Here is a 21,722-nt window from a genome sequence, read left to right as displayed (position 1 = left end):
TCCTCGACTGGAAACCGAATTCGCAAACACGACCCAGGAGGCGGGGCCCGGCCGGAGCCGGGCCCCGCCTCGTCGTCAGAAGCGGGCGCGGTAGAGGTCGCGCAGGAGGCAGATCTCGGCGCCGTGGGCCATGGTCTCCCGGTTGAGGTGGAGGAGCAGGGCGCCCATCGGGTCGCGGTCGTAGGGCTCGCCCTTGGGGCCGAGCGGCGCCGCGAACGCCTCGTCGCTCATCGCGGCGACGGCGCCGCGCCAGTGGTCCACGGCCCCTTCGAGCATCGCGATCGCGCCGTCGGCGGTGGCCGGGAGCGGCTCGGGCCACAGGCGGCGGTCGAACATGCCGGCGTCCTCGAATCCCTCGTGGGGGCCGAAGAACGCGCGGGCGCGGACGCCGAGGACGTCGCGGCCCACGTGGGCCATGCGCCAGGCGATCGTGGTGACCGGTGGCGGCACGGGCTCGCGCTCGGCCTCGTCCATGACGAGGGCGCCGGAGCCGTCCGGGCGGAGGCTCCAGCAGCCTTCGACCGGTTCCCAGAGGTACTCGTCGTCGGTCAGTCCCGCCAGCCGCGGCCGCAGGTGGAAGTCCCAGTAGAACTCCAGCTGCCCGAGCACGGCCTCGCGCCAGTTCACGCCCATGCGCCCGACCCTATGCCAGGGGTCCGACGGGCCGCGCCCCTTCAGCGGGGGCGCGGCCCGTGGGGCCGTCGGAGTCGCGCTTCGCTATGCGGTCCGCCAGCGGTGGCCGACACCCGTCAGGATGCCGCCGATCGCCAGGTAGACCAGGGCGGCCAGACCGTAGTTCACGACGGCCCGCACCTTCGGGTCGTCGATGGTGAACATGTCACGGAACAGCCATGAGAACCAGTTGGCCAGGTCGGCGATGAACGCCACCAAGGGGTTGCCGGCGTTGGCCTCGAGCAGCACGAAGGCGAGGTGCAGCAGGATGATCAACGCGATGAGCCCGAACACGATCGAGATGATGTGGGCGATCACCGAGTTGTGCCGCGTCGCTACGTAAGGCATGACCACTCCTCCACTTCGGTAGTCGACGTTGGACAGGGGTGTTCCCCTCCGCTTCCGTCCCAAACGGAATCACCGCAGGTTGGAACGGGTGCGCACTCGAGAGGAGGGTGCGCCGCACCGGCGGATGCCGGACAGCCGGTCGGCAGGTAAGCTTGCGTCCCATGCCCCCAGCACCCCCGCCGCTCACCCCGATGCGGCTGTTCCTCAGGCAGGCGCGGCCCCACAAGGCGCGGCTGGCGCTCGGCTTCCTCTTCTACGCGGGGGCCTCCTGCACCTCGATGCCGCAGCTGTGGGTCGTCGGGAAGGTGATCGACGAGGGGTTCATCGCGCGCTCGCCGCGCGACCTCGCGGCCTGGCTCGGCGTCGCCGCCGCCCTGGTGGTGCTGCAACCGATCCTGTGGGCCAACGGGTTCCGGCAGTTCTCGACCGTCGAGGCCCGCAACCAGCGCCAGCTCGTGCGCGACCTCACCGACCGGCTGAACACGGCCGGGCCGGCCGTGCGCGACCGCGTCTCCTCCGGGGAGCTCCTCAACCTGCCGAGCGAGGACGCGAGGCGCGCGGCCCGGGCAGTGAACGACGCCGGGTTCTTCTTCAACACGCTCGTGATGTTCCTCGTCGGCGCGGCCCTGGTGTGGTCGATCCACCCGCTGCTCGGCGTCGTCATCATCAGCGGCAGCCTCGTCACCGCCGTCATCGCCGGGCCGCTCCTCGGCCGGCTCCAGGCCAGCCAGTCGGACTACCGGGCCCGGATCGGCGACCTGTCCGCGCACGCGGCCGACATCGTCGGCGGCCTGCGGGTCCTGCGCGGCATCGGCGGCGACGTGCTGTTCGCCGCCCGGTACCGGGAGCGCTCGGACGAGCTGCGCCGCAAGGGGTACGAGGTCGCCGGGCCGAGCTCGTGGATCCACGCCCTGCGGCACTCGATGCCGATCGTGTTCGTCGCGGTCATCACCTGGGTCGGCGCGCTCCTGGCCGCCGACGGGGCGATCACCATCGGCGGCCTGGCCTCGGCGTTCAGCTTCGCGACGATCTTCATCGCCGTCTCGGGGAACTTCGTGGGCACCTCGCAGTACCTGGTCGCGGCCTGGGTGGCGGCCAAGCGGATCGTGCGGGTACTCCGCATCGAGCCCGACCTCGCCGACGACGGCACGGCCCGCGGCGGGCGCGGCGAGCTGCGCGACCCCGAATCCGGTCTGGCCGTGCCGGTCTCGGGCCTGACCGTGGTCGTCACCGCCGAGACCGCGCCGGCCGCCGCGGCGTGCGAGCGGCTCGCGCGTTACCGGGACTCCGAGACGGTCTGGGGCGGGCGGCCGCTCGCGGAGTACGCGCTCGCCGAGGTGCGCTCGCGGATCATGCTCCTCACCGACGAGGACTACCTGTTCACCGGGACGCTCGCGGCGACGCTGCGGGTGCCCGAGGCCCGGGCGCGGCAGGCGGTCGCGGCCGCGTGCGCCGACGACCTGGCCTCGCAGGGCATGGACCTCGTCGTCGAGGAGGGCGGCCGGAACCTCTCGGGCGGGCAGCGGCAGCGGCTGCGCCTGGCGCGGGCCCTTGCGGCCGAACCGGAGACGCTGCTCGCGGTCGAGCCGACGTCCGCGGTCGACGCCCACACCGAGTCGCTCATCGCCTCCCGCGTCGCGGCGGCCCGCGCCGGGCGGGCCACGCTCGTGGTCACCGCCTCGCCGCTGTGGCTCGCGCACGCCGACCGGGTCGCGTGGATGGTCGACGGCAAGGTCCACGCCCTCGGGACCCACGCCGAGCTCCTCGCCGACGCCGCCTACCGCCGCCTCGCCTCGCACAGCGCCTGAGCCCCTTCGATGGAGAACGCATGAGCACCATGGAGACCGTCCGAGGGCGGCTGCCGGTCGCCGGGCCCGCCGCGGTCCGCCGGGCCGTGGGGCGGCTCCTGGCCGCCGACCCGGGCCGCGCCTCCGCGGTCCTGCTGCTGTACTTCGGCGCCGCAGCGTTCAGCGTGTCGGTCCCGATCCTGCTCGGGAAGGTCGTCGACGGCATCGCCGCGGACTGGACCACCGGGCAGGTGCACCTCGTGTGCGCGGTGATCCTCGCCTGCGTATGCGTCCAGTTCGTGCTCAGCCGGCTCGGGCGCCTCGCCGGGTACCGGTTCGGCGAGCGCGCCGCGGCGCGGCTGCGCGAATCGGTCGTGGAGCGGGTCCTCTCGCTCCCGCTCGTGCAGGTCGAGCGCGCCGGGCGCGGCGACCTCGGCACCCGGACCGCCTCCGACGTGAACGTCGTCGCGGACATGCTGCGCGACAACGGGCCCACGGTCGCGACCCTCGTCATCGAGGTGGTCGTGCTGTACGTCGCCACGTTCGTCGCCAGTCCCCTGCTGGGCCTGGTCGCGCTGGTGACGGTGCCGCCGCTGTACCTGAGCGCCCGCCGGTACCTGCGGCGCGCGGCGCCGGCGTTCCTGGAGCAGCGGGCGGCCATGAGCGAGGCGGCCGAGACGATCAGCGCCTCGGGCGCGGGCGCGCGGACCGTCGAGTCGCTCGCGATGCAGGAGGAGCGGCGCGAGCTCGGGTACGCCCGCGGACAGTCCATGATGGACAAGATGCTGCGGGTGGTGCGGCTCCAGACGAACTTCTTCACCCTGCTGCTCATGATCAACCGCGGCCAGCTCGTCCTCGTCACCCTCGCGGCCGGCATCTGGTACTTCCAGGGCGGGCTCACGCTCGGCACCGCGATCGCCGCCATCACCGTCACCGTGCGGATCGCGAACCCCACCAACGGGATCATGACGCAGCTCGGCGAGTTCCAGCAGGGCGCGGCCGCGCTCGCGCGCATCGAGGGCGTCAACCTCATCCCCGAGGAGCCGCGGGACGCCAGGCCCGAGGGCGCACGGCTGCGCCTCGACGGGGTCACGTTCGGGTACGGCGACGGCCCCGACGTGCTCCACGGGCTCAGCCTCCACCCCGCGCCGGGCGAGCGCCTCGTCGTGGTCGGGCCCTCCGGGGCCGGGAAGTCCACGATCGCGCGGCTCCTGGCCGGCATCGACCGGCCGCGCACCGGGAACGCGACCCTCGGCGGGGTGCCCGTGTACGACATCGGCGTGGAGGAGCTGCGGCGGCACGTCGTCCTGGTCACGCAGGAGCACTACGTGTTCACGGCCTCCTTGCGGGACAACCTGATCCTGGCCGCGCCCGACGCGGGCGACGAGCGGCTGCGGGAGGCGCTGCGGCGCGTCGACGCCCGCTGGGCGCTCGAGGAGGGCCTCGACGTGATGCTCGGCGAGGAGCACCGGAAGCTGACGACAGCCGAGGCGCAGCAGATCGCGCTCGCGCGGGTCGTCATCGCCGACCCCGACATCGTGATCCTCGACGAGGCCACCGCCGGGATCGACCCCGCCAGCGCGGGGAACGTGGAGGCGGCGCTGGCCGCGGCGCTGGCGGGCCGCACGGTCATCGCGATCGCCCACCAGCTCCAGGCCGCGCGCTCGGCCGACCGGATCGCGGTGGTCGAGGGCGGCCGGATCGCCGAGGCGGGGACGCACGAGGAGCTGCTGGCGGCGGGCGGGGTGTACGCGGGGCTGTGGCATGCGTGGCAGGGCGATTGAGAATCGACTTCCATCGATGCCGTTGAGCGGTTAGGTTGTCGGCATGACTCGAACCCCCGTCACCGGCGACCACGTCATCGAGGCGGTCGCGATCACCGCGGTCGCGCTCGGCGAGGGCGCCGAGGAGGCCTGGTCGAACCAGGCCGGACCCATGGAGGCGTCCTGCTGGGACGCCTTGGCGCACTTGCACAACGGCCTGTTCTCCTATGCGCTGCGGCTGTCGGCGCCCGTGCCGTGGATGCCGGGCACGCCGACGATCCTGTGGGAGCGGCCCGGCGACCTGCCGCTGCCGATCCACTTCGACCGGACCGAGGGGCCCGCGGCCGGCATCGAGGTGCTCACGATGATGGGCGGCCTGGTCGCGGTCACCGTGGACGCCCGCGGCCCCGCGGAGCGGGCCTGGCACATCTGGGGCGTGGCCGACCCGGAGGGCTTCGCGGCCATGGGCGTGGTCGAGACCCTGGCGCACGCGTTCGACCTGACGCAGGGGCTGGGGGTGGACTTCGAGGCGCCGGAGGATCTGGTGGCGCCGGCGCTGGCCCGGTTGTTCCCGGAGGCGCCCCTGGACACCGATCCGTGGCGGACGCTGCTGTGGGCCACGGGGAGAGGCGAGCTGGAGGGCTTCGCGCGGCGGGGTCCGGACTGGTCCTGGCACGCGGCGCCGCTGGAGGAGACCGCCGGTTGAGGTCTGCTCGGCGGCGGCGAGGCCGGCGCGGGGGCGGGCGCCTCCTCACCGCCGCTAGGCCGACGCCGGGGTCGTCACCCAGCCGGCGACGAGGACGAGGCCGGTCGGGCGGTGGACCGCGAGATAGGCGAAGGGCCGGTCGAAGGTCACGTTGTGGCGCAGGTGGAGGTACTGCGTGGGGTCGAACATCCCGCCGGCCATGGCCATGCCGAAGGCGGTGACGGCCGCGGCCTCGAAACCGGTGGCGCTGAACTTCGCCGTGCATGACTGCTTCGCCTGGCTGACATAGAGTCTCTTGGCCGTGAGGCGGTCGAACTGAGCCCTGTCGCGGTCGCTCGGGAGCACGAGGCCGAGTGCAGGGGCGTCCGGGATCAGGTCGAGTTCGTCCTGAATGTCGAAGGCGACTGTGGTGGCCGCGATCTCCGGGCCGGTCTGCGGTGAGTAAGCGATGTACTCGCTCACCGTGACCCCTACGGCCTGCTCCCCCAGTCGGAGTTCGGTCGCGGCTCGGCCCCAGGCGGGGTCGACGGCGTCGATCAGGGTGTGGATCACCTCGTGCGGCGAGAGCTCGGGGTCGCCGAGGCCGAGGAGGACGTCGATGTCGTCTCGGCCGCGGACGGTGAGGACGGTGGCGCTGTCGGTGATGCGCAGGACCTCGTCGTTGTAGACGGCGCGGAGGATCTGGGCGTTGTCGAGGTTCGACCACGGTCCGGAGCGGAACGGACTGTACGAGTAGTCCTCGAACTCGGTGATCCACTTGGTGCGGACCAAGAGGGCGCTGGCGAGGAGGAGTTCGATCGGTTCGGGGGCGTCGAGGTCGATCGGCATCGCGTCGATGAGGCCGTCGGTGTTCGCGGCGGCCCAGTCGTCGAGGCGGGCCTTGTCGGCGGCGTTGTCGCCGGTGAGGGAGCCGACCGTGCCGGCAGGGAGGGTCGCGGCCCAGTCGGGGTCGAGGACCACGTCCGGACCGGACCAGACGCCGAGGGCGACGTTGAGGGCGCGGGAGGAGCGCACGCCGTCGAGGAGGGCTCGCGGGAGCGCGGCGGCGCGGTCGGCGTCGAGGCCGAGGGCGGTGAGGAGTTCGGTCCTGGTCTCGCCGACCGCTCCGGTGGCGAGCATCGCGAGGAGGGGCCAGACGCCGAGTCCTGATGCGGCGCCGGTGATCTCGTCTCGGGAGGTGATCCAGTGCCGGGTGAGGGCGTTGGCGGCGGCGACGTCGGCGGGGGTGAGGGCGTCGTGGAGGGCGGTGGTCATGCGGTCTCCGGTTCGTCGACCCAGCCCGCGAACAGGTTGAGGCCGGTGGGTCGGTGGCGGACGAGGAAGGCGAAGGGCCGGTCGAAGGTGATGAGGACGCGTTTGCGGCGGTGGTTGAGCTTCGGGACCCCGGCGGCCCGGGCCATGGCGATCGCGGTGACCGCGGCGGCCTCGAAGCCGGTGGCGGAGAAGACGGCCCGGCAGGACTGGCGGGCCTGGCTCACGTTGACGGGCTGGGCGGCCATGCGGTCGAACCGGGCCCGGTCGCGGTCGGCGGCGAGGGTGAGGCCGAGGGCGCGGTGGGCGTCGAGGAGGTCGAGGTCGGAGGCGAGGTCGAAGCGGACGGTCTCGACGTCGACTTCGGGGCCCTGCTGGGGCCGGGCGGTGCGCTGCTCGGTGACCTCGACGCCGATGGCGCGGTCGCCGACGGCGAGGTCGGCGGCCGGGGCGAGCGATGCGGGGTCGGTCGCGACGAGGCTGCCGAGGACGAGTCCGGGGGCGCGGTCGGCGGGGCCGAGGCCGAGGAGCACGTCGATGTCGCCGTCGCCGGGGAGCGTGAGCACCGAGAGGTGGTCGCCGACGCGGAGGCGGTCGCCGGGGAGGGTGGCCGCGAGGCCGCGCACGGGGCCGAGCCGGGACCAGGGGCCGGTGGTGAAGGTGCGCCGCAGGTCGCGGAAGGGGGTGATCCATTTGGTGGTCACGGAGAGGGCGGAGGCGAGGAGGAGGTCCACGGGCTGGGAGAGGTCGACGGGCATCCGGTCGATGAGGCCCCGGGTGGCGCGCGCGGCCCAGGCGTCGAGGGCGGCCTTGTCGGCGGCGGTGTCGCCGGTGAGGGTGCCGACGGCGTCGACCGGGAGGCCGGCGGTCCAGTCCGGGTCGAGGGTGATCCGGGAGCCGGCCCAGACGGCGATCGCGAGGCGGATCGACTCGGTCTCGGCGAACGCCTCCGCGAGGGCGGCGGGGATCCGGGCGGCGCGTTCGGGGGTGAGCCCGGCGGCGGTGAGGAGCTGGCTGCGGGTGTCGCCGACGGCGCCGGTGGCGAGGACGCTGAGCAGGGGCCAGACGCCGAAGCCGGACATGACCGGGAGCGGCGCGCGGGCTTCGAGCCAGGTCCGGTGCAGGCGGTTGGCGGCGGCGACCTCGCGGGGGGTGAGGATTCGCTCGAGCGCGCGCTCTCTGGTGGCCATGGTGCGGAGCCTAACGCGGGCGCGCCCGCGGCGAAAACCGGTTGCGGGAACGGGCGGGCGGGCCTAGCGTCGCCGGGGTACGGTCCGAAACCAGTCTGAGAGGGGTCCGACATGCGCCGGACTACGGAGTTCACCCAGCGAATCCAGCCGAACTCTTTCCTGAGGACCGACATTGCCTTTTCTGAATCTGGGGATTCTCGCCCACGTCGACGCCGGTAAGACCAGCCTGACCGAGCGGCTGCTGTTCGACGCGGGGATCATCGACCGCGTCGGGAGCGTCGACTCCGGGAGCACGCAGACCGACTCGATGGAGCTGGAGCGCCGCCGCGGGATCACGATCCAGTCGGCCGTCGTCGCGTTCCGCTTGGGCGGCACCACCGTCAACCTCATCGACACGCCCGGCCACACCGACTTCATCGCCGAGGTCGAGCGCGCGCTGCGCGTCCTCGACGGCGCGGTCCTGGTGGTCTCCGCGGTCGAGGGCGTGCAGGCCCAGACGCGGGTCCTGTTCCGCACCCTGGAGCGCCTTGGCGTGCCGACGCTCCTGTTCGTCAACAAGATCGACCGCCGCGGCGCCCGCGAGGCGGACCTGCTGGAGGACCTGGCCGAGAAGCTGAGCCCGCGGCTGCTGCCGATGGGCACCGTGCGCGCGATCGGGTCGGCCGAGGCGCAGGCCGTGCCGTTCGGGTTCGGCGAGCGCGCGTTCGCCGACCGGGCCGCGGACCTGCTGTCGGCGGGCTCGGACGAATTCCTCGCGGCGTACCTGGAGCGACCGGAGTCGCTCGACTACGACACCGAGCTGGCCGCGCAGGTGCGGGCCGGGGCCGCGCACCCGGTGTACTTCGGGTCGGCCGTGACCGGCGCGGGCGTGGCGGCCCTGACCGAGGGGATCCGCCGCTACCTGCCGGTGCCGCAAGGGGACCCGGACGCGGAGGCCCGCGGCACGGTGTTCAAGGTGGAGCACCACCACCAGAAGGTCGCGTACGTGCGGGTGAGCGCGGGCCGGATCGCGCCGCGGGACGTGCTGACGGCGTACCGCCGCGGCGAGTTCGGCGCGGTCGAGGCGCACGAGGGCAAGGTGACCGCGGTGGAGGTCTTCGACCACGGCACGGCCACCGTCCCGGGCGAGGCCGGACCGGGCGCGATCGCGAAGGTCAAGGGGCTCAGCGACATCCGCATCGGGGATGCGATCGGCTCCCCTGACGGCCTGGCGACCGGCGGCCTGTTCACGCCGCCGACGCTGGAGACCGTGGTGCGCCCGGCCGACCCGAACGACCGCGTGCCGCTCAACCGGGCGCTGCTGAGCCTGGCCGAGCGCGACCCGCTGGTGGACCCGCACCTGGACGAGCTGTCCGAGGAGATGGCGGTGCGCCTGTACGGGGAGGTCCAGAAGGAGGTCGTGGCCTCGCTCCTGGACGAGGAGTTCGGGATCGGCGTCGAGTTCGAGGAGACGCGCGCGATCCACGTCGAGCGGCCGCTGCGCGCCGTCGCGGCGCTGCACGAGATGGGGCCGTGGCAGCAGACGACGAACGTCGCGACCGTGGGGCTGCGGCTGGAGCCGGGCGAGCCGGGTTCGGGCCTGCACTACGGGCTCGAGGTGGAGCGGGGCTCGCTGACGCGGGCGCTGCGGAACGCTGTCGAGGAGGGCGTGTACGAGTACCTGCGCCGGGGCCTGTACGGCTGGGCGGTCACCGACTGCCGGGTGTGGCTGACGGCCACCGGGTACATCGGGCGCACGAGCACGGCCGCGCACTTCCGGGACACGACGAAGTACCTGCTCGACGTGATGCTCCGCGAGGCGGGCACGGCGGTGTGCGAGCCGGTGAACAGCTTCCACGTGGAGTTTCCGGCGGGGACGGGGAACGCCGTCCTCAAGCGGCTGGGCGAGGCGCGCGCGAACATCAAGGGACAGTTCTCGACCACGACCACCGGGTACGTCTCGGGGTTCATGCCGACGGAGGCGGTCCACGGCGTCGAGCGCAGCCTGCCGGGCCTGACCGAGGGGCTGGCGCTGTTCACGACCGAGTTCGCCGAGTACCGCCCGGTCTACGGTCCGCCGCCGCACCGCGGCGGTCAGGCCGGGGAGCGGGTGAACGAGGCCCGGTAGGCGCTCGGCGTCAGTCCGATGTGGCGGGTGAAGTGCTGGCGCAGCGACTCGGCGGAGCCGAAGCCGCTGCGCCGCGCCACCTGGTCGACCGTGTGGTCGGTGGCCTCCAGGAGCTCGCGGGCGCGGTGGAGGCGCTGCTGGAGGAGCCACTGGAACGGGGTCATGCCGGTCTCGGCGGTGAAGCGGCGCGCGAGGGTCCGGACGCTGACGCGGGCCTCGCGGGCGAGGTCGTCGAGTGAGATGGGGCGGTCGAGGCGCCCGAGCGCCCACACGCGGGCCTCGGCGAGGGGCGAGCCGGTGTCGGGCGGCAGGGGCGTCTCGACGAACTGGGCCTGGCCGCCCTGGCGCACCGGGGTGGCGACGGCGGCGCGGGCGACCGCGTTCGCCACGGCCGCGCCGTAGTCGGTGCGGATGAGGTGGAGGCACAGGTCGATCCCGGCGGTGGAGCCCGCGCCGGTCACGATCGGGCCCTCGTCGACGAACAGCACGTTCGGGTCGACCTCGACCGCGGGGCGGGCGCGGCGGAGCTCGTCGGCGAGCGCCCAGTGGGTGGTGGCGCGGCGGCCGTCGAGGAGGCCGGCGCGGGCGAGGACGAACGCGCCGGAGCAGATGGAGGCGATCCGCTTCCCCGCGGCGGCGGCGTCTCGGAGCGCGTCGAGGACCGCCTCGGGCGGATCGTGGCGGGCCCCGGTGGAGGGGACGACGACCGTGTCGGCCGCGTCCAGGGCCTCGAGGCCGGCGGTGACGACGACGCCGATGCCGCCGGAGGCCGCGATGACGCCGGGTTCGGGCGTGCAGACCGTGATGTCGTAGCAGGGCCGCCCTTCGATGGCGGCGTCCTCGAACAGGGTGGAGGGCATCGACAGGTCGAAGGCCTTGACGGGCGGGACGGCGAGAACCGCGATGCGATGCATGGCTGAATCCTTGGGGAGTCTGGCGTTCAGGCCACTAGGCTACCCGCGCGGCGCGGCGCAGGATTGGAGCCGCGGTCGGGCCCACCGCGTTCCTTCCACTACGGACACCAGCGAATCGGAGCAACCCATGACAGAGCGCGTCATCGTCGGACGAGGCGCCGTCGCGGCCGCGGCCGCGCGGCGGCTGGCCGAGAGCGGCGACCGGGTCCGCGTGATCTCCCGCAGCGGCGGCGGCCCGGAGCACCCCGGGATCGAGCGGATCGCGCTCGACGCCGCCGACACTCCGGCCCTCATCGACGCCGTCCAAGGCGCGGACACCGTCTTCAACGCGGCCATGACCGCGTACCACACCTGGCCGGAAGCGATGCCTCCGCTGTTCGACTCGATCCTCACCGCGGCCGAGAAGGCCGGCGCCGACTACGTGATGCTCGGCAACCTCTACGGGTACCGCCCGGCATCCCCGGTGACCGAGCGGACCCCGATGGAGCCGACGACCCGCAAGGGGAAGGTCCGGGCCGAGCTGTGGCGGCGCGCGAAGGCCGCCCACGACGAGGGGCGCCTGCGCGTCACCGAACTGCGCGCCGGCCAGTTCCTCGGGCCGGGCGCGTACTCGCCGTTCAACCTCATGGTCGAACCCAACGTCCTCAAGGGAGAGCTGGCGCTCGTGGACGGCAACCCGGACGCTCAGCACTCGTTCACGTACACCGAGGACGCCGCCGCCGCGCTCGTCGCGCTGGCGCGCAGCGAGACCGCGTGGGGCCGGGCGTGGCACGCCCCGGTGCTCACCGCCACGGTCCGCGAGGTCGCGACCCGCCTGGCCGAGCTCCGCGGCGCCCCCGAGCCGCGGCTGGAGGAGCTGACCGAGCGGGAGGCGGCCCTCCTCGCGTTCACCGACCCGTTGTGGGGCGAGTTCGCGGAGATGGCGTACATGTCGTCGCGGCCGTTCATCATTGACGACGGCGACTTCCGCGCGGCGTTCGGCATCGCGGCGTCGCCGCTGGACACGATCCTGGCCTGAGACGGCGGGGCGGGGCGCCGCGGCGCCCCGCCCCGCCGGGGCCCGGGTTCCACCGTCAGGGCTGGCGCACACCATGCGCGTGTGGCGCATGAGCGGACGCGCCGGTCGTCCCGGTCACCGAGCTGCCGTGGGCGCACACCACCGACGCACCGGGCGGCCTGCGGGAGTTCGGGCAGCCCGCAGCCGAGGACGGTGACGCCGTGGGCGAGCCCGGACCGGGCGACCGCGTCGATCCGCTCCACGAGGGCGCGGCGCGTCGGGGCCCGCAGGGCGCTGCGGCCGGCGGTGGTCGGGTTCCCGGCGGGGCACGCGCATTGACGCCGGAACACGAATATTCAGGGCCGGATCGGGCATACTGTCCCCCGGCCTGAAGTCAGGACGGGGGTGAGTCCGATCGAGTCCGCCGACGTCGTCGTCGTGGGCGCCGGGATCATCGGCGCCGCCTGCGCCGAGGCCCTGAGCGCGAGCGGCCGACGCGTGCTCGTGGTCGACCGCGGCGCGCCCGCCGGGGCGACCACCGCCGCCGGCGAAGGCAACGTGCTCCTCTCCGACAAGGCCCCCGGACCCGAACTCGACCTGGCGCTGGCCTCCCGGCGCCGCTGGCCGGAGCTGCTGGAGTCCCTCCGCGGCGAGCTCGGCGAGGCGCTCGCCGACGTCGAATGGGAGGCCAAGGGCGGCTTGGTGGTCGCCACCGACCAGGACTCGATCACCCCGCTGCGCATCATCACCGAGGCGCAGCGCGAAGCCGGCGTCGAGGTGCGCGACCTCGGGCAGGCCGCGGCCCGCGCCCTCGAACCGCATCTGACGACGGCGATCACGGCCGCGGCCCACTACCCCGGGGACGCGCAGGTGCAGCCGGTGCTCGCGGCGACCGCGCTCCTGGCGGCCGTCCGCGCCCGCGGCGGGGCCGTGTGCGGCGGCACCGCGGTCGAAGGGCTCATCGTCAAGGGCGGCAAGGTCGCGGGCGTGCGCGTCGGCGGCGAGGCGGTCCCGTGCGGCGCGGTCGTGAACGCGTGCGGCCCGTGGGCCGGGCACTTCTCGATCACCGCGGGCGCGCCGATCGAGGTCCTGCCGCGCCGCGGCATGGTCCTGGTGACCGCGCCGCTCCCGCCGCTCGTGGCCCGCAAGGTCTACGCCGCCGACTACGTCGCGTCCGTCGCCAGCGGCGACGTGGACCTCCAGGTCTCACCGGTGGTCGAGTCCACCCCCACCGGGACCGTCCTCATCGGATCGAGTCGCCAGCGCACCGGGTTCGACGAGTCGCTGGAGGTCGAGGTGCTGCGGCGCCTGGCGCGCGGCGCGGTGCGGCTGTTCCCGGTCCTGGAGCGGGTGCCGGTCATGCGCGCGTACGGCGGGTTCCGCCCGTACACGCCCGACCACCTGCCGGTCATCGGGCGGGACCCGCGGATTCCGGGCCTGTGGCACGCGAGCGGGCACGAGGGCGCGGGGGTCGGGCTGGCGCCGGGCACGGGGCGGATGCTCGCGGACCTGATGGACGGGCGGCGGCCCGAGGTGGACCCGGTGCCGTTCCGGGTGGACCGGCCGGCGCTGATGGCGCAGATCAAGGCATGACTGGAGCGAGGCGGGTGCTGGCGTGAGGGTGGTCTGGGACGGCGAGGAGGTCGAGGCCCGGGAGGGCCAGACGGTCGCCGGGGTGCTGACCGGGCTCGGGGTCCGGTCGTGGCGGACGACACGGGGCTCGGGGCGGCCGCGCGGGCTGTTCTGCGGGATCGGGACGTGCTTCGACTGCCTGGTGAAGGTGAACGGGGTGCCCGATGTGCGGGCGTGCCAGCGCGTGGTGGCAGACGGGGACGACATCCGGCCGCAGTCCGGGGCGGAGCTGCCGTCGTGAACCGGATCGTGGTGGTCGGGGCCGGCCCGGCGGGGCTGGCGGCGGCGACGGCCGCGGCGGCGCTCGGGGTCGAGGTCGTGCTCGTGGACGCGGCGCCGAAGCTCGGCGGGCAGTTCTTCCGGCAGGACGCGCTCGCGCGCGGGGACCGGTTCACGCTGCCGTTCCAGGTGGAGCACGTGCCGAACGCGACGGTGTGGGCGGTGGAGCCGGTCGCGGGCGGGCACCGGGTGCACCTGCGGATCGGGGCCGCGGACGATCCGTCGCGGACGGGGCGGGTGCTGGAGACGCGGGCGCTGGTGCTGGCGACGGGCGCGTTCGACCGGGCGCTGCCGTTCCCGGGCTGGGACCTGCCGGGGGTGTTCACCGCCGGTGCGGCGCAGGCGATGGCGAAGGGCCAGGGGGTCGCGGTGGGCGACCGGGTGCTGGTGGGCGGGACGGGGCCGTTCCTGCTGCCGGTGGCGGCGTCGCTGGCGGCGGCCGGGGCGCGGGTGGTGGCGGTCGCGGAGGCGAACGCGCCGGTGTCGGCCTGGCTGTCGGACCCGGCGGGGGCGGCCGCGGGCGGGCGGCGGATTCCGGAGCTGGCGCGGTACGCGGGGCTGCTGGCGCGGCACCGGGTGCCGTACCGCCGGCGGACGGCGGTCGTGGAGGCGCACGGGTCGCGGCAGGTCGAGGCGGTGACGCTGGCGCGGCTGGACCGGGAGTGGGCGCCGGTGCCGGGTTCGGAGCGGCGGGTCGAGGTCGACGCGGTGGCGGTCGGGTTCGGGTTCACGCCGCAGCTGGAGCTCGCGGTGGCGGCGCGGTGCCGGATCGAGGGCGGGTTCGTGGCGGTGGACGCGGCGCAGGGCACGTCGGTGCCGGGGGTGTTCGCGGCCGGGGAGTTGACGGGGATCGGCGGGGCCGAGCTGGCGGCGTCGGAGGGCGCGGTGGCCGGGGCGGCGGCCGCGAAGCGGCTCGGGGCCGTGGTGGAGCCGCCGCTGGGCGCGATGGCGCGGGTGCGGGCGGGGCGGCGGTTCGCGGCGGCGCTGGCGGCGGCGTTCCCGGTGCGGTCGGGCTGGACGGGCTGGCTGCGGGAGGACACGGTCGTGTGCCGGTGCGAGGAGGTCGACCTGCGGCGGCTGCGGGCGGCGGTCGAGGAGCGGGACGTCGGCGGGGTGCGGCCGCTGAAGCTGGCGAGCGGCGCGGGCCTGGGGCTGTGCCAGGGCCGAGTGTGCGGGCGGAACGCGGCGGTGCTGGCGGGCCTGGGCGACACGGCGTTCGCGCGGCGGCGGATCGCGTCGCCGGTGCGGCTCGGGGAGCTCGCGGCGGCCGAGCCGGAGGTGGAGTCGGCCGATCCGCCGTGGTCGGCGGCCGCGGAGCGCGGCTTCGGGCAGGATTTCGGGTAGTTTCCGGCTTTCGCCGGTGATGTCTTGACAGGGCACGCGAGTGTGACCTACGTTTCACGTTGACAACGTAGTCAGACGGCAGGAGCCCCCATGGCCCCCTCGACTCCCCCCGGCGGGACCCCGGCGCGGCGGCGCCCGCCCGGCATGACCGACGTGGCCCGACTGGCCGGGGTCTCGCAGAAGACGGTCTCGCGCGTGGTGAACGGCGAGCCGTACGTCTCCGAGCGCGTGCGCGAGAAGGTGCTGCGGGCCGCGCGCGAACTGGGGTACCGGCCGAACACGGCCGCGCGGGCGCTCATCACGGGCCGGTTCGGGCGCATCGGCGTGGTGGCGCTGGGGACCGCGCTGTACGGCCCCGCCTCGCTCCAAGTCGCGATAGAGCGCGCTACCCGCGCGGCCGGGCTCTCGGTCATCGTCGCGAACACCCTGGAAGGGCAGCCGGACTCGGTCGGCGACGCCGTCGAGTGGCTGCTGCGCCAGGGCGTGGACGCGATCATCCTCTCCGAGCCGATCGACGAGGGCGTCGAGCTGCGGACCGACCCGGACGTGCCGCTCTACAGCGTCGGCCGCAGCGTGCCGCAGGCCGAGAACCTGCTCCAGGGCGACTTCAACACCGACGGGTTCCGCGAAGCGGTCGAGCACCTCCTCGACCTCGGGCACGAGCGGGTCTGGCACGTCGCCGGGCCCGCCTCCTGGTTCGCCGCCCGCGAGCGCGCCGCCGGCTGGCGGGCCGCCCACGAGGCGCGCGGGATCGAGCCGCCCGAGCCGCTCGAGGGCGACTGGACGCCGGCCTCCGGGTACGAGGCCGGGCGACGGCTCCTGCGCGAGCCGGGCGTCACGGCCGTGGCCTGCGCGAACGACGACATGGCGCTCGGGCTCATCCGCGCGTGCACCGAGGCGGGCGTCCCGGTGCCGGAGCGGGTGAGCGTCACCGGGTTCGACGACATCCCCGCGGCCGCGTACCTGACGCCGCCGCTGACCACCGTCCGCCAGCAGTTCGAGACCGACGCCGTGCTCAGCCTCGGCCTCCTCCTGCGGCGGCTCTCCGGCGCGCCCGACGGCGCGCCGGAGCCGTCCCGCCCGTCACCGGACCCGCACCGGCTCGTGGTCCGCCGATCCACCGCACCGCCTCCGCACCGGCTCGACGAGGAGCCAGGAAAGGACGACCGATGAATCCCCGCTTCAGACGGCGGACCGGGCTGGGCGCCGCGCTCGCGGCCCCGCTCGCGTTCGCCGCGTGCGCCCGCCCGCCCGTCGACCCGCCCGAACACGTGAGCGAGGCCGAGATCGCCGCGGCCATGCGCACGCCGACCGAACTGAACTTCTGGACCTGGGTGCCCGGGATCGAGAAGCAGGTCGCCCTCTTCGAGGAGGCCTATCCGGACGTCAAGGTGGACGTCGTGAACGCCGCGCAGGGCGCGGGCCACTACGCGAAGATCCGCACCGCGCTGCGGGCCGGGCGCGGCGCGCCCGACGTCGCCCAGGTCGAGTACCAGCTGATCCCGTCCTTCTCGATCACGAACCACCTGCTCGACCTGCGGCCCTACGGCGCCGGCGAGCTCGAGGACCAGTTCGTGGACTGGGTGTGGGCGCAGGTCACGGGCCCCGGCGGCGAGGTGTGGGCGATCCCGCAGGACACCGGTCCGATGGGGATGCTCTACCGCGCCGACCTGTTCGAGGCGCACGGCATCGAGGTCCCCGAGACGTGGGACGCGTTCGCCGACGCCGCCCGGACCCTCCACGCGGCCGACCCCGAGGCGTACCTGACGAACTTCCCGCCCAGCCAGGGCCCGTACTTCGCGGGGGCGCTCTGGCAGGCCGGCGCCGACCCGTTCGGCGGCTCCGAGGGCCCCGACCTCCACGTGGACGTCACCTCCGCGGACGCCAAGCGCGTCACCGACTACTGGGCCGGGCTCGTCGCCGAGGGCGTCGTCTCCACCGACCCGGACTTCTCCGACCAGTGGTACCAGGCCGCGAACCGCGGCAAGTACGCCACCTGGCTCACCGCCGCATGGGGACCGGTGTTCCTCCAGTCGACCGCGGCGTCCACGAGCGGGAAGTGGCGGGCCGCGCCCCTGCCGCAGTGGGAGCCCGGCGCGCAGGCCGCCGGGAACTGGGGCGGGTCCACGAGCGCGGTCTTCAACCAGACCGCGCACCCGATCCAGGCCGCGGTCTTCGCGCAGTTCATCAACACCGACCCCGAGTGCACCAAGGCGATGGCGACCGAGCAGTTCCTGTTCCCGCCCACCAAGGCGCTCCTGGAGGACCCCGAGTTCACCGGACTCGAACTCGAGTTCTACGGCGGCCAGCGGGTGAACGAGGTCTTCGCGCAGATCAGCGAGACGGTCTCGCCGGACTTCCAGTGGTCGCCGTTCCAGGACCAGGTGTACGCCGACTACGGCGCCACCGTCGGCACCGCCGTCGCGGAGGGCGCCGACACCGACGCGGCCCTCGCCGCCTGGCAGGACCGCATCACCGAGTACGCCCGGCTCCAGGGGTTCACCGTCGTCGGGAACGAGGAGGGCTCATGAGCGCCGACACCGCGCCGCGCGCCGCGGCCGCGCCCCGGACCGCCAAGGGCGGCAAGGGGCCCCGGTACGCCAGGACGGGGTACCTGTTCGTCGCGCCGTTCATGGTCGCCTTCACGGCGATGTTCCTGGTGCCGCTCGCGTACGCGGCCTGGTTCAGCCTCTTCCGGGAGCAGATGATCGGCGGGAACGTCTTCGTCGGCCTCGACAACTACACGCGGGCCTTCACCGACCCGCGGCTCATCCAGGGCCTCGGCCGCGTCGGCCTGTTCTTCCTGATCCAGGTGCCGCTCATGATGGCGCTGGCGCTGTTCTTCGCGCTCGCGCTGGACACCGCGCTGCTGCGCCTGTCGAGGACGATCCGGCTGGCGATCTTCATGCCCTACGCAGTGCCGAGCGTCGTCGCCGCGCTCATGTGGGGCTTCCTGTACGGGCCCGACTTCGGGCCCCTCGCGCAGCTCGCCGAGCGGATCGGCGCCACCGCGCCGGACTTCCTCGGCGCCGACCTCATGCTCGGGTCGATCGCGAACATCGTCACGTGGGAGTTCACCGGGTACAACATGATCCTGCTGTACGCGGCGCTGCGGGCGATCCCGACCGAGCTGTACGAGGCGGCCTCGGTGGACGGCGCCGGGCCGTGGCGCACGGCCTGGTCGATCAAGATCCCGCTGCTGCGGCCCGCGATCGTCCTGTGCATGGTCTTCTCGGTCATCGGCAGCTTCCAGCTGTTCAACGAGCCGAGCATCATGCGGACCCTGGCGCCGAACGTCATCGTCGCCGACTACACGCCCAACCTCTACGCGTACAACCTCGCGTTCGTCGGCCAGGAGTACAACTACGCGGCCGCCGTCTCGTTCGTGCTCGGCTTCGTCATCATGGCCGGCTCGTACGTCTTCATGCTCGCCACCAACCGCAGGAGCCGGTCATGAGCGCCGCCATCGCCAACCCTGAAGCACCCGACGAGCCGGCCGCCGCCGCGCAGCCGCCCCGCGAGGGCGAGGGCCGCCGCGAGGTCCGCGGCGGCCGGGGCCGCAAGCGCCGCTCGAAGCGGAGCACGCTCCTCACGGTGGGGATGCTCGCGGCCGCCGCGTACTTCCTGCTGCCGCTGTTCTGGCTCGTCGTGGCGAGCACCAAGAGCACCGGGGACCTGTTCTCCACGTTCGGGCTCTGGTTCGCCGGGCACAACAACCTGTTCACGAACCTCGGGAACACGTTCACGCAGGACGGCGGCGCGTTCACCGTCTGGTTCGGGAACTCCCTCCTGTACGCGGTCGCCTCGGCCGTGGGCGGCACGTTCCTCGCCGCGCTCGGCGGGTACGGGTTCGCGAAGTACCGGTTCCGGGGCAACCAGGCCATGTTCATGGGGGTCCTCGGCGCGATGGCGGTGCCCGCGACGGCCCTGGCGATCCCGATCTACCTGCTGTTCAGCCAGATCGGACTCACGGACACGCCGTGGGCGATCATCCTGCCGTCCATGGCGATCCACCCGTTCGGGCTGTACTTCATGCGGGTCTACACCGACAGCGCCGTCCCCGACAGCCTCATCGAGTCGGGCCGGATCGACGGCGCGGGCGACTTCAGGATCTTCTTCCAGGTCACCGGCAGGCTCCTGACGCCCGCGCTCGCGACGGTCTTCCTGTTCATGCTGGTGTCGACCTGGAACAACTACTTCCTGCCGCTCATCATGCTCAACGACCCGGACCTGTACCCGGTCACCGTGGGCCTCGCCAACTGGCAGGGCCAGGCGTCCAGCTCGGGCGGGGCGAGCGGCGACTACGTGCCGCTCGTGATCACCGGATCGCTCGTCTCGATCTTCCCGCTGATCATCGCCTTCCTGTTCCTCCAGCGCTACTGGACGACCGGCCTGGTCTCCGGGAGCGTCAAGCAGTGAGCGCGGCCGGGCCGGGCGCATCGCGGCGCCCGGCCCGGCGCCTGCCACCACCACCCGAAGGAGACCGCATGTCCGAGTGGCCCCAGCCGATCTTGTTCGGCGCCGCCTACTACTACGAGTACCAGCCCGACGTCCTGGACGGCTTCGACACCGAGCGCGCCAAGCGCCGCCTCGAGGAGGACCTCGACCTCATGGCCGGGGCCGGGTTCTCCGTGATCCGGGTCGGCGAATCGGTCTGGAGCACCTGGGAACCCGAGCCCGGCCGCTTCGACCTCGACTGGCTCCAGCCGGTCCTGGACGGGGCCCAAGAGCACGGCATCGGCGTGATCCTGGGAACCCCGACCTACGCGGTCCCCCCGTGGCTGGCGCGCCTGTACCCCGAGATCGCCGGCGAACACCGCACAGGGCAGCGGATCGCCTGGGGCGGGCGCCAAGAGGTCGACTACACCCACCCGGCCTTCCGCTTCCACGCCGAACGCGTCATCCGCAAGATCCTCGACCGCTACGCCGACCACCCGGCGGTGATCGGCTTCCAGGTCGACAACGAACCGGGACTCCAGCTGTTCCACAACGAGGGCGTGTTCCAGCGCTTCACCGACCACCTCCGACACACATACGGGGACGTGGAGACGCTGAACCGCGAATGGGGCCTGGTGTACTGGTCCCACCGGCTCTCCACCTGGGCCGACCTGTGGCGCCCCGACGGCAACGCGCAACCGCAGTACGAACAGGCATGGCGGCGCTTCCAGACCGAACTGACCACCGAGTTCATCGCCTGGCAGGCCGACATCGCACGCGAGTACGCCCGCGAGGACCAGTTCGTGACCACCTGCATCTCGTACCCGCGCCCGGCGGTCGACGACCGCGCGCTCGCCGCGCGGCTCACCGTCACGGCCGGAAACCCCTACTACCGCATGCAGGACGCGTTCGCGCTGCCGCACGACAGCGCGGGCGACGCCGCGCACTGGAACACGCAGGGCACATGGGCGCTCTACCACTCCGCGGACCGGATGTACTCCTCCCGGCAGGAGCCGTTCCTGGTCACCGAGACGAACGCGCAGGCGATCGGCGGGCCGTGGACGAACGAGCCGGCGTACGAGGGGCAGTGGCGGCAGGCGGCGTGGGCCCTGGTCTCGCGCGGAGCCAGGATGATCGAATACTGGCACTGGCACACCCTCCACTTCGGCACCGAGACGTACTGGGGCGGCATCCTCCCCCACAGCCAGCGCCCCGGCCGCGTCTACCGCGAACTCGCGCAGCTCGGCGCGGAGCTCCGCAGGGCCGGTGCGGCGATCGAGGGACTGGTCCCCCACGCCGACGTCGCCGTCCTGTACTCCAAGGAGAGCGAATGGGCCCTCGCGGCGCAGCCTTCGCTCGCCGACGCCGCGGGCGGGCCCGACCGGCGCTCGTTCGAGTCGATCACCGGGCCGTTCTACAAGGGCGCCTTCGACGCCGGACTCCAAGCACGCATCATCCACACCGAGCAACTCGGGTCCCCAGAGGACGCGGCCGCCCAGTACCCGGTGCTCGTAGCGGCCGGAATCTACACCGCCGACGACGACCTGCTGGACTGGCTGGACCAGTACGCCGCCGCGGGCGGACACCTCGTGATCGGCCCGCGCACCGCCTACGCCGACCAGGAGGCCCGCGCCCGCCTCGAAGTCAAACCCGCGCGGCTGCACGAAGCGGCCGGAGTCTGGTACGAGGAGTTCGCGAACCTGGCCGAGGCGGTCGAGGTGCGCGCGGCCGAGGGCTCGGGACTGGAGCTGGGCCCGGACGCGGCGGCGCTGAAGTGGGCCGACGGGGTGTACCTGGAGGGCGCGGAGGCGCTGGCCGAGTACGTGCACCCGCATTACGGCAGGTTCACGGCGGCGGCGACGCAGGACCACGGGCTGGGCCGCGTCACGTACGTGGGGACGGTGCCGAACGACGCGTTCGCGAAGTCGCTGTTCGAGTGGATCGCGCCGGCGGACCGGTGGCGGCCGGCCGAGCCGAGCGTGACGGCGACGAGCGGCGTCGCGGGCGACGGGTCGGTGATCCGGTTCGTGCACAACTGGTCCTGGGGTGAGGCCGAGGTCGCGCTGCCGGCCGCGGCGGTCGACCTCCTCGACGGCTCGGCGTATGCGGCCGGGGCCGCGGTCCCGCTGGGGCCGTGGGACGTGAAGGTGCTCCGCGAGCGGTAACGCGAGCGGGGAGAGGTCGAGGGCGGCGAGCGTCGCCGGGTCGTTCATGATGGCGATCGCGGTGATGCGGCCGCCCTCGACGGTGACGTCGAGGACCGCGCGCGGCGTGCCGCCGGGTGCCCACATGGCG

18 protein-coding genes are annotated in these 21,722 nt (G+C 73.7%); 13 read left to right on the top strand and 5 right to left on the bottom strand.

Going from position 1 to position 21,722, the window contains the following annotated elements; all coding sequences use genetic code 11:
* Positions 1-75: 75 nt before the first annotated feature.
* Entirely contained in the window at positions 76-633 is a 558-nt protein-coding gene (locus EIW28_RS21140) for a DinB family protein (RefSeq protein ID WP_125249694.1), read from the bottom strand.
* An 84-nt stretch (positions 634-717) separates the two neighbouring features.
* The gene (locus EIW28_RS21135) at positions 718-1,020 is read right to left on the bottom strand and encodes a hypothetical protein (protein ID WP_125249693.1); all 303 of its coding nucleotides are present in this window, start codon (positions 1,018-1,020) and stop codon (positions 718-720) included.
* Between the two features lie 161 nt (positions 1,021-1,181).
* Between EIW28_RS21135 and EIW28_RS21130 the strand changes: the two genes are divergently transcribed.
* The 3 genes from EIW28_RS21130 to EIW28_RS21120 are packed head-to-tail and all read left to right on the top strand — an operon-like array spanning position 1,182 to position 5,276.
* Entirely contained in the window at positions 1,182-2,828 is a 1,647-nt protein-coding gene (locus EIW28_RS21130) for an ABC transporter transmembrane domain-containing protein (RefSeq protein WP_125249692.1), read from the top strand.
* A 20-nt stretch (positions 2,829-2,848) separates the two neighbouring features.
* Positions 2,849-4,591 (top strand): ABC transporter ATP-binding protein, encoded by a 1,743-nt coding sequence (locus tag EIW28_RS21125; protein WP_125249691.1) that lies wholly within the window; start codon positions 2,849-2,851, stop codon positions 4,589-4,591.
* A gap of 43 nt (positions 4,592-4,634) precedes the next feature.
* On the top strand, positions 4,635-5,276 hold the full coding sequence (locus EIW28_RS21120) for a hypothetical protein (protein WP_197717408.1): 642 nt from the start codon (positions 4,635-4,637) through the stop codon (positions 5,274-5,276).
* A 54-nt stretch (positions 5,277-5,330) separates the two neighbouring features.
* Here the strand turns inward: EIW28_RS21120 and EIW28_RS21115 are convergent, their stop codons facing one another.
* Positions 5,331-6,530, bottom strand: a complete 1,200-nt coding sequence (locus EIW28_RS21115; RefSeq protein ID WP_125249690.1) for a serpin family protein — start codon at positions 6,528-6,530, stop codon at positions 5,331-5,333.
* Positions 6,527-7,717 (bottom strand): serpin family protein, encoded by a 1,191-nt coding sequence (locus EIW28_RS21110; RefSeq protein WP_125249689.1) that lies wholly within the window; start codon positions 7,715-7,717, stop codon positions 6,527-6,529. Before EIW28_RS21110 ends, EIW28_RS21115 begins: the two co-directional genes overlap by 4 nt.
* 172 nt (positions 7,718-7,889) lie before the next feature.
* Between EIW28_RS21110 and EIW28_RS21105 the strand changes: the two genes are divergently transcribed.
* Positions 7,890-9,824, top strand: a complete 1,935-nt coding sequence (locus EIW28_RS21105) for an elongation factor G (protein WP_125249688.1) — start codon at positions 7,890-7,892, stop codon at positions 9,822-9,824.
* Here the strand turns inward: EIW28_RS21105 and EIW28_RS21100 are convergent.
* Positions 9,791-10,738: a GlxA family transcriptional regulator gene (locus tag EIW28_RS21100; protein ID WP_125249687.1), complete on the bottom strand. Its 948-nt coding sequence runs from the start codon at positions 10,736-10,738 to the stop codon at positions 9,791-9,793. The genes EIW28_RS21105 and EIW28_RS21100 overlap by 34 nt on opposite strands.
* A gap of 127 nt (positions 10,739-10,865) precedes the next feature.
* Between EIW28_RS21100 and EIW28_RS21095 the strand changes: the two genes are divergently transcribed.
* From EIW28_RS21095 to EIW28_RS21055, 9 genes are all read left to right on the top strand, one after another.
* Entirely contained in the window at positions 10,866-11,756 is an 891-nt protein-coding gene (locus EIW28_RS21095) for an NAD-dependent epimerase/dehydratase family protein (protein WP_125249686.1), read from the top strand.
* 393 nt (positions 11,757-12,149) lie between these two features.
* Positions 12,150-13,328 carry an NAD(P)/FAD-dependent oxidoreductase gene (locus EIW28_RS21090; protein WP_125249740.1) on the top strand — a complete coding sequence of 393 codons (1,179 nt, stop codon included), beginning with the start codon at positions 12,150-12,152 and terminating at the stop codon, positions 13,326-13,328.
* A gap of 22 nt (positions 13,329-13,350) precedes the next feature.
* Positions 13,351-13,608 (top strand): (2Fe-2S)-binding protein, encoded by a 258-nt coding sequence (locus EIW28_RS21085; protein WP_125249685.1) that lies wholly within the window; start codon positions 13,351-13,353, stop codon positions 13,606-13,608.
* Positions 13,605-14,990, top strand: coding sequence for an NAD(P)/FAD-dependent oxidoreductase (locus tag EIW28_RS21080; RefSeq protein ID WP_125249684.1), 1,386 nt, complete (start codon positions 13,605-13,607; stop codon positions 14,988-14,990). The genes EIW28_RS21085 and EIW28_RS21080 overlap by 4 nt, the downstream gene beginning before the upstream one ends.
* 90 nt (positions 14,991-15,080) lie before the next feature.
* A complete protein-coding gene (locus EIW28_RS21075) occupies positions 15,081-16,163 on the top strand; it encodes a LacI family DNA-binding transcriptional regulator (protein WP_197717407.1) in 1,083 nt (360 codons plus the stop codon).
* Entirely contained in the window at positions 16,160-17,521 is a 1,362-nt protein-coding gene (locus tag EIW28_RS21070) for an ABC transporter substrate-binding protein (protein ID WP_125249683.1), read from the top strand. Before EIW28_RS21075 ends, EIW28_RS21070 begins: the two co-directional genes overlap by 4 nt.
* The gene (locus EIW28_RS21065; protein ID WP_125249682.1) at positions 17,518-18,447 is read left to right on the top strand and encodes a carbohydrate ABC transporter permease; all 930 of its coding nucleotides are present in this window, start codon (positions 17,518-17,520) and stop codon (positions 18,445-18,447) included. The genes EIW28_RS21070 and EIW28_RS21065 overlap by 4 nt, the downstream gene beginning before the upstream one ends.
* A complete protein-coding gene (locus EIW28_RS21060; RefSeq protein ID WP_125249681.1) occupies positions 18,444-19,409 on the top strand; it encodes a carbohydrate ABC transporter permease in 966 nt (321 codons plus the stop codon). The genes EIW28_RS21065 and EIW28_RS21060 overlap by 4 nt, the downstream gene beginning before the upstream one ends.
* A 68-nt stretch (positions 19,410-19,477) precedes the next feature.
* A complete protein-coding gene (locus EIW28_RS21055; RefSeq protein ID WP_125249680.1) occupies positions 19,478-21,592 on the top strand; it encodes a beta-galactosidase in 2,115 nt (704 codons plus the stop codon).
* The last annotated feature ends 130 nt before the right edge of the window (positions 21,593-21,722 follow it).

The sequence above is a fragment of the Glycomyces terrestris genome, assembly GCF_003933745.1.
GTDB classification, from domain to species: Bacteria; Actinomycetota; Actinomycetes; order Mycobacteriales; family Micromonosporaceae; genus Glycomyces; species Glycomyces terrestris.
This window is presented reverse-complemented; position numbering and strand designations above follow the sequence as displayed.